This window comes from Shewanella hafniensis, assembly GCF_019655335.1.
GTDB lineage: Bacteria > Pseudomonadota > Gammaproteobacteria > Enterobacterales > Shewanellaceae > Shewanella > Shewanella hafniensis.
Genome location: NZ_BPFD01000028.1, coordinates 1 through 14251 on the forward strand (window position 1 = coordinate 1; position 14251 = coordinate 14251).

Annotated in this window: 12 protein-coding genes and 5 tRNA genes; 14 read left to right on the forward strand and 3 right to left on the reverse strand. The window is 46.1% G+C overall.

The genetic code is table 11. The features are described 5' to 3' along the window. Positions 1 to 1186: 1186 nt before the first annotated feature. From K5Q99_RS09970 to nth, 13 genes are all read left to right on the forward strand, one after another. A tRNA-Asn gene (locus K5Q99_RS09970) sits at positions 1187 to 1262 on the forward strand. 53 nt (positions 1263 to 1315) lie between these two features. Next, positions 1316 to 1391 (forward strand) — tRNA-Asn (locus K5Q99_RS09975). Positions 1392 to 1423: 32 nt separating this feature from the next. Next, positions 1424 to 1499, forward strand: a tRNA-Asn gene (locus tag K5Q99_RS09980). Between the two features lie 43 nt (positions 1500 to 1542). After that, positions 1543 to 1618, forward strand: a tRNA-Asn gene (locus K5Q99_RS09985). 50 nt (positions 1619 to 1668) lie between these two features. Further along, a tRNA-Asn gene (locus K5Q99_RS09990) sits at positions 1669 to 1744 on the forward strand. Positions 1745 to 1948: 204 nt separating this feature from the next. After that, complete coding sequence (locus K5Q99_RS09995; protein WP_220776765.1) at positions 1949 to 3853, forward strand: EAL domain-containing protein; 1905 nt, start codon at positions 1949 to 1951, stop codon at positions 3851 to 3853. 125 nt (positions 3854 to 3978) lie between these two features. Continuing rightward, the gene (gene rsxA / locus K5Q99_RS10000) at positions 3979 to 4557 is read left to right on the forward strand and encodes an electron transport complex subunit RsxA (RefSeq protein WP_006081543.1); all 579 of its coding nucleotides are present in this window, start codon (positions 3979 to 3981) and stop codon (positions 4555 to 4557) included. A 1-nt stretch (position 4558) separates the two neighbouring features. Further along, complete coding sequence (rsxB, locus tag K5Q99_RS10005) at positions 4559 to 5173, forward strand: electron transport complex subunit RsxB (RefSeq protein WP_220776766.1); 615 nt, start codon at positions 4559 to 4561, stop codon at positions 5171 to 5173. Next, the gene (gene rsxC / locus K5Q99_RS10010; protein ID WP_220776767.1) at positions 5167 to 7647 is read left to right on the forward strand and encodes an electron transport complex subunit RsxC; all 2481 of its coding nucleotides are present in this window, start codon (positions 5167 to 5169) and stop codon (positions 7645 to 7647) included. Before rsxB ends, rsxC begins: the two co-directional genes overlap by 7 nt. Before the next feature lie 26 nt (positions 7648 to 7673). Next, entirely contained in the window at positions 7674 to 8723 is a 1050-nt protein-coding gene (gene rsxD / locus K5Q99_RS10015) for an electron transport complex subunit RsxD (RefSeq protein ID WP_220592905.1), read from the forward strand. Between the two features lie 56 nt (positions 8724 to 8779). Beyond that, on the forward strand, positions 8780 to 9418 hold the full coding sequence (gene rsxG, locus K5Q99_RS10020; RefSeq protein WP_086014139.1) for an electron transport complex subunit RsxG: 639 nt from the start codon (positions 8780 to 8782) through the stop codon (positions 9416 to 9418). After that, positions 9411 to 10109, forward strand: a complete 699-nt coding sequence (locus K5Q99_RS10025; protein ID WP_006081538.1) for an electron transport complex subunit E — start codon at positions 9411 to 9413, stop codon at positions 10107 to 10109. Before rsxG ends, K5Q99_RS10025 begins: the two co-directional genes overlap by 8 nt. A gap of 244 nt (positions 10110 to 10353) precedes the next feature. After that, the gene (gene nth, locus K5Q99_RS10030; protein WP_106650414.1) at positions 10354 to 10995 is read left to right on the forward strand and encodes an endonuclease III; all 642 of its coding nucleotides are present in this window, start codon (positions 10354 to 10356) and stop codon (positions 10993 to 10995) included. An 11-nt stretch (positions 10996 to 11006) separates the two neighbouring features. Here the strand turns inward: nth and K5Q99_RS10035 are convergent, their stop codons facing one another. After that, positions 11007 to 11264: a hypothetical protein gene (locus tag K5Q99_RS10035; RefSeq protein ID WP_168825142.1), complete on the reverse strand. Its 258-nt coding sequence runs from the start codon at positions 11262 to 11264 to the stop codon at positions 11007 to 11009. 463 nt (positions 11265 to 11727) lie between these two features. Between K5Q99_RS10035 and gloA the strand changes: the two genes are divergently transcribed. Further along, positions 11728 to 12138 carry a lactoylglutathione lyase gene (gloA, locus tag K5Q99_RS10040; RefSeq protein WP_006087315.1) on the forward strand — a complete coding sequence of 137 codons (411 nt, stop codon included), beginning with the start codon at positions 11728 to 11730 and terminating at the stop codon, positions 12136 to 12138. Positions 12139 to 12310: 172 nt separating this feature from the next. Here the strand turns inward: gloA and msrQ are convergent, their stop codons facing one another. Then, on the reverse strand, positions 12311 to 12979 hold the full coding sequence (gene msrQ, locus K5Q99_RS10045; protein ID WP_220776768.1) for a protein-methionine-sulfoxide reductase heme-binding subunit MsrQ: 669 nt from the start codon (positions 12977 to 12979) through the stop codon (positions 12311 to 12313). Between the two features lie 43 nt (positions 12980 to 13022). Beyond that, positions 13023 to 14057 carry a protein-methionine-sulfoxide reductase catalytic subunit MsrP gene (msrP, locus tag K5Q99_RS10050; protein ID WP_220776769.1) on the reverse strand — a complete coding sequence of 345 codons (1035 nt, stop codon included), beginning with the start codon at positions 14055 to 14057 and terminating at the stop codon, positions 13023 to 13025. Between the last annotated feature and the right edge of the window lie 194 nt (positions 14058 to 14251).

Here is a 14251-nt window from a genome sequence, read left to right on the forward strand (position 1 = left end):
TGATAATGCTTATATTTATTTTTGAACCCCAAAATAGTGCATTTTAAGTCCGCCGCCCATACGCCAAGGCTTTGACGGCCGTTTATCAGGACAACTCACAGGGTTATCCACAGATTTTGTTGATAAGTCGAAATAACCTAGAAACCACGCGGGATTGGAGGCTGTCATGCCACCGAATAACAGCCAGTCAACATTTGGTAATTTAATTACATTTGATAAATGTTGCTACTTGTATCAATTTCACTAATTGCAACTACCCTTGCTCTTCACTGCGTTGTAAGCCATTCGACTTGAGTAACAGATACGGCTAATTTGATGAAAGCTAAATTAAAATCAGTCACATATTGCGTGTTGAATTGGACACTTTAACGTTTAAAAAGCAATGAACGGCGATCAAATCTCGTTGAATAACTTGTTGGCGCTAAGCTAAAACCTAGCATAGACCAGTGATTAATACTCTAGCACTCCTTAATTATCCTACTTTCGAAGCTAAGATACGCTTCAACGCCATTAATAGTTCACTTTTACAGTAAATGTCTTCTATATACGACGTATAGGCAGCTTAACCTTTAACTTGCTTACGGTGCATACTGGCTAGCCAATCTTTAATCGGACATGGTGACGTATGCCATACCGAAGAAAGAAGCGTTCGTTAATCGCCGACCATTTAATCGCCGACCATACAGTAATGTGCCTCACGGTTTAAGCCTTGAGGTTTACCAAAGCTCCATTTCCCTCTTTATGCTGCTGCGATAACTTAACACTGCATCACTATGTTGGCTTACCAAACTACTATGTTAGCTCACCAAACTAACCCAAAGCTTATCAGTCAGTAGAAAAGAGGAATTAAACCCGCAGCAATATCTGGTAGCGCTTTATATTTAAATTGTTTAAGTCTATTTATTGACTCTGAGCTCAACTGATTTCCAAAAAGTGCTTATTTTTTAACGAGTGATTTCAATTTTATAGCAATTTCCCCCTGCGAACGGTAGCGGCGTTCAAAGCTATATTGCGAATTGTTAAGTGGTTTTTCACTAAAAATGTCGAATTCTGCACCACGATGCACATTAGATGAGCACTTAACAGCATAATTACACTTTTTTTAGTAACTCGAGTTGACTCATCCCACAGAGCGTTTTACTATGCGCTCCGTTCTCAACGAGTCGCTACGACTGTGTGAAACGATTCCCCTGTAGTTCAGTCGGTAGAACGGCGGACTGTTAATCCGTATGTCACTGGTTCAAGTCCAGTCAGGGGAGCCAATTTAACACAGAGTAAAAGCAAGTAAGAACAAGCAGTAACGATAGTAATCGATTCCCCTGTAGTTCAGTCGGTAGAACGGCGGACTGTTAATCCGTATGTCACTGGTTCAAGTCCAGTCAGGGGAGCCAATTACATTATGACACTGCTGTTTTAAAACGATTCCCCTGTAGTTCAGTCGGTAGAACGGCGGACTGTTAATCCGTATGTCACTGGTTCAAGTCCAGTCAGGGGAGCCAATTTAAAGCACAGAATAAAGTCGATAGCTATATCGCACCCGATTCCCCTGTAGTTCAGTCGGTAGAACGGCGGACTGTTAATCCGTATGTCACTGGTTCAAGTCCAGTCAGGGGAGCCATATTCAAAGTGTTATTTCTTAAAAGTCGATAGCAATATCGCACCCTCTACTCCCCTGTAGTTCAGTCGGTAGAACGGCGGACTGTTAATCCGTATGTCACTGGTTCAAGTCCAGTCAGGGGAGCCATATTTTCTAATTCAACACCCCATTCCTCAGTTTCACTCCTGCTAGGCAACTTATTCTTTTCATTTTGTTTTTAAGCAAATGCAGTTACACTGTTATCAGCTTATTAAACAAATTTCTGAGTATCTTCACACAGATAGCGGTTTTTAAGCATTCTTGACTTAAACTTATCCTGTTCGTACTCACCAAAATCTAGAGCGGATTTTTATGGCCATGTCAAAATCATATCCAATTTTTTTACTGCTTATTTTTTTAGGTCTTTTTGCTTGGGTGTATCAAAGTGAAAACAGTCAATTGCAAGTCCAACAGCAGCAAGAACTCGATAGTTTTAAATCCAGCTTAATCCGCTACCAAGAATGGCAAGGTAATGGCACTGAACTCTTCAAAAAACTATCTCAAGACTACCAATTTCAGTTCTTCCAATATATTGATGATACCGACGGGCAACTGAGCCATACCGAAGGCAGCTTAGACAGCCAACATTCCCATCCTTTAGCCAGTTTATTTTCCATCGACCTCAGCCACACACAAAAATTGGCAGCCGGTCGTTTACAAGTCAAACTCAGCGCCAATCAAGCCATTGATACGGCAATTAGCAACACTGAAAAACTTGGCCTCATGTTGCTAGTGGCTTATCTGACATTACTGTTAGTGTTTGTTCTATTAATGTCAAAACATAGGGCTGCAATACGTTATGCTGCTGATTATATTTCCAAAATACCTGAGTTAGGGTTTTCTGCAGTCGCATCATCAAAGCTGACTGGCGAGCTCAACCCTATTGGTATTTCCCTTGAAGAATGTCGCCTGCAACTTAAAACTCAAATCGATAAGCTCAATCAAGAAAACGAAAAGCTCCATAAAGCCGCCTATCAAGACACAGTGACAGGTTTTAGCACCCGCCCAGGATTTACAAAAAAACTAGAAACCATTAGTAATCCAAATATTCCTCAATTAGGCTTGATGGCTATGGTTAAAGCGACCGAGTTGGCGCAAATAAACCAGAAACAAGGGCGAACAGCGGGAGATGATTATCTCGCAAGAGTCGCCAATTGCATCCGTAAAGCCTGTAGCAGCTATCCTGATGCCGAATATTTTCGAGTAGCGAGTGCTGATTTTGCAGTGTTTATTCCAGAAGTTATGCTCAAAGATGCACCGAAATTTTTAGACCAGCTAAAAATTTACCTCGATGAATATCAGCAGATGACAAAAGCGGAATCCGTTGCCCATACAGGCTTAGTCCCCTACAACCAAGGAGTGGAAGCGGCTAATTTACTGACCATTGCCGATACTGCGGTCAGCATAGCGCAAACCCTTGGGCCCAATAGCTATCACATCCAAGAAAAACTCAATGGGGATGAACAATTTGGAGACGATCGCTGGAAGATGGCGATCAATGATTTAGTCACTCGCCAAGCATTAAAATTTTACCAGCAACCTATTCAGCCGTGTCGTACTGATGTCGAAGTTTACCGCGAGTTATTAGCCCGTTTTTATAATAGCGAAGGCAAGTTTTTACCCACCACCACAGTGATTGCCATGGCTGAACGTCACGGCATGAGCACTGAGTTAGATAAACTGGTGGTGATCAGTGCATTAAAAATACTTAAGGAAAACCCGACCATTACCGGTAACTTTGGTATCAATATCAGCGCATTTTCGGCCCATCAAGACATGTTTGTCGCTTGGTTGAAGGACATATTAGGTAAGCAAAAATACATCGCCTCGCGCTTAGTATTTGAGATCAACGAGTCCGGAATGCAGTCTAACTTAGGGGCGAGTTATAAGTTTGTCCGTGAAGTGCACAGTGTAGGTTCGCGGGTGTCGATTGAGCGTTTTGGTATGAGCTTTACCTCCTTCAAATTCTTCAGCGAAGTGCGGCCCGACTTCATCAAGCTCGATGGTAGTTACACTTCTAATATCGATGAAGACAGCAACAATAAGTTCTTCGTGCGTATGATGGTGGATGTCGCAAGGCGGATAGGCATCCGGGTCATCGCTACCAGCGTCGAACGCCAAGAAGAAAAATTGACCCTCGAAAAACTCCTCATCGATGGATTACAGGGCTATTACATCGCACAGCCACAAGCTATGGCCATTACAGATCAGATTTAATACTTTAACGGGTTAATTCGTCGCCAAAATTTACAGTAAAGATGGTTAACCCTGCATTCTATATGTTGTTTATGCATACGGAAAAGTCGATAATACGGCCAAGATCCGTTTAGAAAAGTATTAGGATGACTGAATATCTCCTCCTGTTGATCAGTACAGTGCTGGTCAACAATTTCGTTTTAGTGAAATTCTTAGGCCTGTGCCCTTTTATGGGGGTCTCCAGCAAATTGGAGTCCGCTATTGGCATGTCTATGGCGACAACTTTTGTGCTGACGTTAGCCTCAATTCTCAGTTATCTCGTCAACCAGTATCTGTTATTACCCTTTGATCTAAGTTACCTGCGAACCATGAGCTTTATTTTAGTGATTGCCGTTGTAGTACAATTTACTGAAATGGTGGTGCAAAAAACCAGTGCCGCTCTGCACCGTGCCTTAGGGATTTACTTGCCGTTAATCACGACTAACTGCGCGGTATTAGGCGTTGCCTTATTAAACGTGAATGAGAAGCACGATTTTATTCAATCGGCTATCTATGGCTTTGGTGCTGCGTTAGGCTTCTCATTAGTGTTAATTCTCTTCTCGGCGATGCGCGAGCGTTTAGCGGCCGCCGATGTCCCCTTACCTTTCAAAGGCGGCGCGATTGCGATGATCACCGCAGGTCTTATGTCCCTCGCCTTTATGGGATTCACAGGATTGGTTAAGTAAGATGTCCGGAATTTTAATTGCAGTCATATTGTTGACCCTATTGGCATTAGTCTTTGGGGTGTTACTCGGTTTTGCCGCCCTTAAATTCAAGGTTGAAGGCAACCCGATTGTCGATGAGCTCGAAGCTATTCTGCCACAAACCCAATGCGGTCAATGCGGTTACCCAGGTTGTCGCCCTTATGCAGAAGCCATTGCCAATGGCGATAAAGTCAATAAATGCCCCCCAGGTGGCACAGCCACCATGGAAAAACTGGCGACTCTAATGGGCGTTGAGCCAGAGCCGCTGAATGCCGAGGCACAATCTCAGGTCAAGAAAGTCGCCTATATTCGCGAAGATGAATGTATTGGCTGCACTAAATGTATTCAAGCCTGCCCTGTGGATGCGATTATCGGTGCAGGCAAGCTGATGCATACAGTGCTCACAACCGACTGCACTGGTTGCGATCTTTGTGTTGAGCCTTGTCCCGTCGATTGTATCGATATGATCCCTGTTACCCAGAATCTTAAAAATTGGAACTGGCGCTTAAATGCCATCCCAGTGACGCTCATCCAAGAGACTCTCAGCAAAGAGATTCAGAGCAAAGATCCACAGTTAGAAGAGGAAAAGCGGTGTTAACTTTATTAGATCAATTAGATAAAGGAACCCTTTGGCGCTCACCCGGTGGTATACATCCCCCTGAAGTCAAATTTCTCTCAAATGCGACACCGATTGGCCAATTGCCATTAGCCTCGACGTACTTAGTACCAGTGCCACAAGTCGGTGAAAACTGTACGCTTGCGGTGAAGGTTGGCGATAAGGTGCTAAAAGGCACGCCGTTAACGCAAGGTACTTCCATTTGGCATTTACCTGTACATGCACCAACATCAGGCACAGTTGTTGCTATTGAGCCAAGGGCCAGTAACCACGCCTCTGCACTGCCGGTTAACACTTGCGTTATTGCTGCCGATGGCAAGGACACCTGGTGCGAGTTAGTACCCAATCAACTTGATGACTTAAGCCATCAGCAAATCGTCGATAAGATTCGCTCAGCGGGTATTGCGGGTATGGGCGGCGCAGCGTTTCCGACTCATATTAAGCTAAATCCGGTCAGTGAAATCGACTTAGTTATCATCAACGGCGTCGAGTGCGAGCCTTATATCAGCGCCGATGACAGATTAATGCGCGAATACAGCCAAGATATCCTCGCGGGTATTGGCATAATCCATCGATTGTTAGCGCCAAAACGCATTGTTATCGCCATTGAAGATAATAAACCTGAAGCGGCCAAAGCCATGCAAGCTGCAGTCAACCAATGCGGACTTCCTGCAGGCAGCATTCGGGTGACGGTTATCCCGACAAAATACCCTTCGGGCGGTGAAAAGCAGTTAATTCAAATCATTACTGGCCGCGAAGTCCCGTCAGGGTCGATCCCCGCCAAACTCGGTATTGTGGTGCACAACGTCGGCACAGCCTTTGCCATTCATCAAGCCGTGACCCAAGGTAAGCCTTTGGTTGAACGCGTAGTGACTGTGACAGGCAAAAATGTCAGCAAACCGGGAAATTACTGGTTACCGATAGGCACGCCAGTTGATCACGTACTGACGGCAACTGAATTCACGCCAGAAGCTGAACAAAAGGTGATTATTGGCGGGCCTATGATGGGCCATGCGTTAGCCAATATCCAAGTGCCAATTTTAAAAGGCACTAACTGTATTCTGGTACCCAGCAGCCAAGAAATTGGTAGCGCGCCAGAAGAGAAAGCCTGTATCCGCTGCGGCGAATGTGCCACTGCCTGCCCTGCACTCTTGTTGCCACAGCAACTTTTTTGGCACGCCAAGGCCGAAGAATATGACAAAGCCGCCAGTTACAATCTAAAGGATTGTATTGAATGCGGTTGCTGTAGTTACGTTTGCCCGAGTGATATTCCTTTAGTCGAGTATTACCGCATTGCCAAATCAGCACTTAAACAAGCCGCCGATGAGAAACAACAAGCGGAACGCGCTAAACAACGCTTCGATGCTCGCTTAGCGCGTCTCGAAGAAGAAAAACTGGCCCGTGAAGCTAAAGCGAAAGAAGCTGCAGAGCGCCGACAAGCGACGATGACAGGCACAGATAAAAATGCCGTTGCTGAGGCCATGGCACGCATCGCCGCGAAAAAAGCCGCAGCGGCACAAGCAGCCACAGGTGGAGCAACAATAGAACAACCAGCAACTGCAGAATTAAACGCCACAGCGACTGACACTACAGCAGCACCAAAAGGTAAGGCCGCCGTTGCCGCCGCCATCGCCCGTGCGAAGGCGAAAAAAGCCGCTCAAGCAAATACCGAGAGTACTAAAACACATAGTGTGGAAACAGATAGCGCTCAAATAGACAGTTCGGCGAATGTTGATGAGACTGAATCAGCCACTGATGTGATAGCGCAGGAAGCGCCGTTATCCCAGAAAGATAAAGTCGCTGCGGCGATTGCGCGCGCCAAGGCCAAAAAAGCGGCGCAGCAAACCGATACCGCGCCGCTTGAACCTACAGAAACCGCTGACAGCACATCAGAGTTAAACGCTGCTGATGATAAAAAGGCCAAAGTGGCCGCCGCGGTTGCCCGCGCTAAAGCGAAAAAAGCCGCGCAACAAGCTGAGACGAATGCTGAAAATGGTTTAAACCAGACCGCGACTCCAGCAGTTGATTCCAAAGCTAACGTTCAAGCAGATGTGAATGATGATACAGAAGCAGCCGCTACTGACATTAACGACGCTGAAGCGATTAAGAAAGCCAAAGTCGCCGCCGCGGTTGCTCGTGCTAAAGCTAAGAAAATAGCAGCTGCATCAGCAGAGTCTAAAACTGATGCTGAAATAGAGTCCGTTGACGTGATTCGAGCAGAAGCTAACGTGGCATCGCCCTCGATAGCAGCAACGCTTGATACTGCAACAACTGAAGCTGATGCCGTTTTGCCATCGCAGGGATCTGCTGCAGAGCCCATTGAAACGGCGCAGTTATCCAGTGAAGAGCTTAAAAAAGCGCGGATTGCTGCGACCATCGCCAAGGCAAAGGCTAAAAAAGCGGCACTCGCCCAAGAAGCCAACGCTTCGAGCGACTCAAGTGTGACTAATGATTAAGAACAGAATGATTAAAAGGGAACACAATGGCGTTTAAAATAGCCTCATCACCCCATGTAACGCGTAACTTGCATACCTCAACGGTCATGCAAAGGGTGATTTTATGTTTACTGCCGGGCCTTGTCGTGCAATGTGCCTTTTTTGGCTGGGGCACACTTGTGCAAGTCTTGCTGGCGATCCTCGTTGCCTTAAGCTGCGAAGCCGCGGTGATGAAACTTCGCAATCGTGATATCAAAACGAGCCTTAGCGATAACAGCGCAATGCTCACCGCCATCTTAATTGGCGTTGCCATTCCGCCCCTCGCCCCTTGGTGGATGATCGTCATGGGCACCGCCTTTGCGATCGTGATAGTCAAGCACCTCTACGGCGGTTTAGGCCATAACCTGTTCAATCCTGCGATGGCGGCATACGTGCTGCTGTTAGTTTCGTTCCCGGTGCAAATGACCACTTGGATAGCACCGAGTACCGTTGCACTGCATTCACCAAGCCTTGTTGAAAGCTTGCAGCTTATCTTCAATGTTGGCGCGCACGTGAATATGGAGCAGTTCCGTTTAGGCATTGATGGCATGACAATGGCGACGCCACTCGATACCCTCAAAACCGATTTATCCATGGGATTAACCACTACAGAAAGTCTCACCAAAGCCATTTTTGATGGCAGCACAGGTGTAGGTTGGTTCTGGGTCAACTTGGCTTATCTTGCTGGCGGTTTAGTGTTGCTTAAACTTAAAGCTATTCGCTGGCACATCAGCACTGGCGTGTTATTAGGCCTCTTTGTGGCATCGAGTATTGGTTTCTTACTCTCACCCGATAACCAAGCCAGTCCGTTGCTGCATTTGTTTTCTGGCGCAACCATGTTAGCGGCGTTTTTTATCGCCACCGATCCCGTTACTGCCGCAACCAGCCCCCGTGGCCGCATTATCTTCGGCGCGTTAATTGGTGTGTTGGTGTATATCATCCGCACGAAAGGCGGTTACCCTGACGCCTTCGCCTTTGCCGTATTATTGGCTAACCTCTGCGCGCCCTTTATTGACTATTATGTGCGTCCACGCACCTATGGCCATTCAACGAACTAAGGTCATGCTAAGCGATAGCATCATTCTGCGGGCAACGAGAGCTTAAGGAAAAAGAGTTGAAAAATCCGATGATTAAAAATGGTTTTTTATTGGCATTGTTTGCCTTGATTTGCACTGGGCTCGTCGCCGCAGTCAATCAACAAACCGTCGATAAAATTAAGCAGCAAGAACAGCAAGAGTTAATGCGAGTGTTACATCAATTAATTCCTGATGAAATGCACGATAACGAGCTAACGGCTCAGTGTACTCTGCTGCTAGATAAAGACGCATTAGGGACTGACAGCCCAATGCCCGCCTATATTGCCACTCGAGCAGGCAAACCTGTGGCCATCGCCATTGAAGCCATCGCGCCCGATGGCTATAACGGCAATATAAAATTAATTGTAGGTATCAAAACAACAGGTGAAGTCCTCGGTGTTCGCACCTTAGCCCACCAAGAAACACCTGGGCTTGGTGATAAAATCGATCTGCGTAAATCCAATTGGGTCACTCAATTTGTCGGTAAAGTGTTAAGCTCGGCAGATGATAAACAATGGTTGGTTAAAAAAGACGGTGGCGATTTTGATCAATTCACTGGCGCAACTATCACCCCGCGTGCTTATGTCAAAGCAGTCAAGAACGCAGTAGGATATTTCAATAATAACCAAGCGCAAATTTTCAGCCAACCACTAAATTGTGAAGCTAACCATGACTAATTATCGCGAAATTGCTTGGCAAGGTTTGTGGAAGAATAATCCTGGCCTAGTGCAACTATTAGGCTTGTGCCCGCTGCTTGCGGTCACAGCGACGATCACGAATGCGCTAGGGCTTGGCCTAGCGACTATGTTGGTGCTGATTGGCTCTAATATTTTAGTGTCACTGGTGCGCGACTATGTGCCTAAAGAAATTCGTATTCCAGTATTTGTGATGATCATCGCCGCGTTAGTGACCACAGTGCAATTGCTCATCAATGCCTATGCCTACGGTCTGTATTTATCCCTTGGGATCTTCCTGCCATTGATTGTGACCAACTGCATCATTATCGGTCGCGCCGAAGCCTTTGCCTCGCGTAATAACGCCTTTAGCGCTGCCTTCGATGGTTTGATGATGGGACTCGGTTTTACCTTAGTGCTCACAGTACTTGGCGCAACGCGGGAAATCTTAGGTCAAGGCACACTGTTTGATGGCGCCGATCAACTGCTCGGCCCATGGGCAAAATCCTTAACCATCCACTTATGGCAAGTCGACACTCCTTTTCTACTCGCTATGCTGCCACCTGGCGCATTTATCGTGATGGGACTATTGATTGCATTGAAAAATGTGATTGATAAAAAAGTCAAAGAACGCCAGCCTCAAGTCGCCGCAGAACCCAGTGTTACCCGCGCGCGCATTACTAAGGTCGGTTAGGCTTTCAACCTAACACCTCCTATTCAAGCATCAAAAAGAGTATTATGTTCACCGCTTAATGTGCGCTCAGCGCACATTAAGCGACTGAAATTGAGCCATATAATTTAAAACATACGCATTCAACATAAGCACTCAAAGCATAGGAAATCAGCGGGTCTAGGTTTTAGCTCGTTCAATCATGATTAATGGCCAATTGACAATAAATGATTAACAGTTGAATCCAACAACCGCGCAGGAATCGTACATGAATCAAGAAAAACGCATCCAGATCCTCACCCGACTTCGCGATAACAATCCGAAACCTGAAACCGAGCTCAATTTTTCCAGTCCCTTCGAACTTTTAGTCGCCGTGACCTTATCCGCCCAAGCGACGGATGTGAGCGTCAACAAGGCAACGGACAAACTCTTTCCTGTAGCCAATACCGCCCACAGCATTTATGCCTTAGGCGTGGATGGATTAAAGGAATATATCAAGACGATTGGCCTGTATAACAACAAAGCCATCAATGTGATCAAAGCCTGTGAGATCTTGATTGAGAAATACAATGGTGAAGTGCCTGAAAACCGCGAAGCACTTGAGTCCCTGCCCGGTGTAGGGCGAAAAACGGCTAACGTAGTGCTCAATACCGCCTTTGGCTGGCCAACCATCGCCGTCGACACCCATATTTTTCGCCTCGCCAATCGCACTAAATTTGCGCCCGGCAAGAACGTGGTTGAAGTGGAAGAAAAAATGCTAAAAGTGGTTCCCGCAGAATTTAAAGTCGATGTGCATCACTGGTTTATCCTGCATGGCCGCTACACTTGCCTTGCGCGCAAACCCCGCTGTGGTAGTTGTATCATTGAAGACTTGTGCGAATTTAAAGAAAAAATTTATCCTGAAGAGTAAGCCCAAGCCAGTTAGCCTTGGCTTTTCTTCTCGAGCAAACTGACTAGCTCTTCATATTTTGGCCCTTGCCCAAATTGCGGCAAGGCCACTGCAAACACCACGATTCCAAAGGCCATATAAATGGCGAATTCATTGACCCACAAGCCAGATATTGTCAGCCCAGTACCCAGCACGACTAATGTAATCACAGCTAATCGCACTTTCTGCGCCATCTGTACTTTTCGCTTAGCCGATGCAATTAATGCTATTTCAGTTTCGCTAAACAACATTTTCCAATCCTTGTTAAGTTTTACGTGCATTAAATCACAGACAAACAAAAAGCCGCAATAGCGGCTTTTTTGCTTAACTTGGAGCTGGGTTAACTCAAACTAATACTAGTCGTTAAAACATTGAAACAAAGAACGCGCTGAAAAATAAAGCAATTACAACTGTAGTGCCTAAGGCCATTTTAACTTCGGTGTTCATCATTCACTCTCCTAGTTGGTATGGCTGTATTATCGTCAACCTCGCGGTAAAATCCCACGTTTGTCTCTGTGTTTTGTGAGCGACAGCCAATTTATCGGCAATTTTCTTATCACAATCCGCAAATTCGCCCGTCGACAGCCAGCGCTTTCCTATCCTAACCAATCGAATTGATCAAGTGTGATAAAAACACCATGGATGAGATTTGTGGTCATGCGCAGAGACATTTTTGATATACTCCCCACCGGAATCTATTTAGAGAGAGGACCTATGTCGCAACTATTACACACTATGATCCGCGTCGGTAACTTAGAACGCAGTATTGCTTTTTATACTGAAGTGCTCGGCATGAAACTACTTCGCACCTCTGAAAATCCAGAATACAAATATTCTTTAGCTTTCGTAGGTTACGGTGAAGAGTCCACAGGCCAAGCCGTGGTTGAACTGACCTATAACTGGGGCACTGACAAATACGATTTAGGCACTGGCTTTGGCCACTTAGCGATTGGTGATGAAGATATCTACGCCCGTTGCGCTGCTATTGCCGCTGCAGGAGGCAAAGTAACACGTGCACCTGGTCCAGTCGCAGGTGGCACCACAGAGATTGCCTTTGTTGAAGATCCAGACGGTTATAAAATTGAGTTCATTCAAATGAAGTCAGCGACTCAAGGTTTAGGTTAAGTCTTGTCACCTGAGCAAGAAGATTAACTAAGCTAGATTAAGTGAGCAGAACTGTTCTGCTAAATGATAAATGCCGAATCTTGATTCGGCATTTTTGTTTTTATACTTTTATTTTGCGTTAAGCACAAAGAAACGTGACACAAGCCAGCAATTCACCACTCGCGCCATACGTTTAAGCTGATTTTATCGACGCTTTCTCTTGTCCACTGGTCGTCTTTTTCACGGTTTTACTCATCCCTTTGCGGCTGAGGATGCGCTTAAGCCAAGGCGTACGCCACAGCAGCAACACACTAAAACCAACGATATACAGACTTGGCTCGATGATTTCCGATTTTACCGACCAGTAAAAATGGATTGGCGCTAATATCGCGACTAAATACACCCCATTATGCAAGGTTTGCCAACGACGTCCCATCTTACGCATCACGGCTTTAAACGAAGTGATCGCCAAAGCGGTGACAATAAGATAAGCCACTGCGCCGACTAAAATATACGGTCGTTTTACCACCTCGCTAAACAGTAATTCCCAAGCAAATAACAGATCTAAACTAAAAAACGCCAAGATATGCAAAGTGGCATAGGCAAACACATATAAGCCCACTAAACGGCGAGTCTGCATCAACTGCCCTTGCTTAGTCAGCTTAGCAATGGGTGAAATCAGCAAGGTCGCCGCTAAAGCATTTAACGCACCTATGCCTGTGTAGTGAATAATATGCTGCACAGGATCGCCGCCCGCACGCCCTAACACGACAGTGAGCACTAGGTAGACGATGGGCACTAAACCCAGCAAATGAAATAACGCTTTTAGCCAAAACAAGTGCTTAGCGGTTAATCTCAACATAGGTCATCCCCGCTAAATGGCATATTTTCAAACAAACTAAACATCAATAGTTTTTCCTCAGATCCATGCCGTCATACAGTGAAGCCACAAACTCGCCGTAACCGTTGAACGGCTGGGTATCGATGCGGGTTGCTGAGAATAATCCCCCTTCGCCGATACGACGTTCACTGGCCTGTGACCAGCGTGGATGATCCACCGCCGGATTCACGTTGGCATAGAATCCATATTCATGCGGAGCAAGTTGATTCCAACTTGTTGGCGGCTGTTTATCCATCACGCGAATTCGCACTATCGATTTAATGCTCTTAAAGCCGTATTTCCATGGCACTACTAAGCGAATGGGCGCGCCGTTCTGCGGCGGCAGGGTTTTGCCATACAAGCCAACCGACATTAAGGTCAAATCGTTCATGGCTTCGGCTATCGTCAAGCCTTCAACATAGGGATAACGAATACCGCCCCCCATTAATCGGCTCTTCTGCCCCGGCATTTGCTCGGGATCAAAAGCGGTTTCGAAGGCGACATACTTGCCCTTACTGGTGACGCCAACTTTTTTCAATAATGCCGCCAGCGGGAACCCCACCCAAGGGATCACCATAGACCAAGCTTCAACGCAGCGCAGGCGATAATTACGCTCCTCAAGCGGGAACATTTTAGTCAGATCATTAAAATCTAACGTCATGGGCCGTTCGACTTCACCTTCAATACGCAGTTGCCAAGGATCAACTTTAAAGCCTTGGGCATTATTGAAGGGATCTTGCTTATCCGTACCAAACTCGTAAAAGTTATTGTGCTGCGTCACTTTATCAAGCGGGGTTAACACATCGGCATCACCGTATTGCTTATTGGTTTGAAACGTCAGTGGTGTCGTGATAAATGAGGACTTAGGCTGATCGCCAAATAGATCGAACAATCCGGCCTGCACGTAACCGGGCACACTGGCACCAATAGCACCAAGCCCCATGGCTTTCACAATCTGCCGGCGCGAGCGAAACACCGCTTCGGGTGTCACTCGGTTGTCTTGCATGTGCCACTGCGCTTTTTTAAGAATACCTGGGGTAAAACGGGAATGTTTAGCCAATTGACACCTCTACCATCCAATGATTAACGCCACCGAGTCGCGATAAAATCTTATCTGGCGCTCGTCTGTATCGCTCACTTCTATGCTCACCTTAATATAGACAGGTAAAAGCCAGAAAAACTTTCCACCCGCGAATAAATTCACCTTAAACGTATAAGACTTGCTCATTCAAGCATTAAGCGCAGATATAGTTG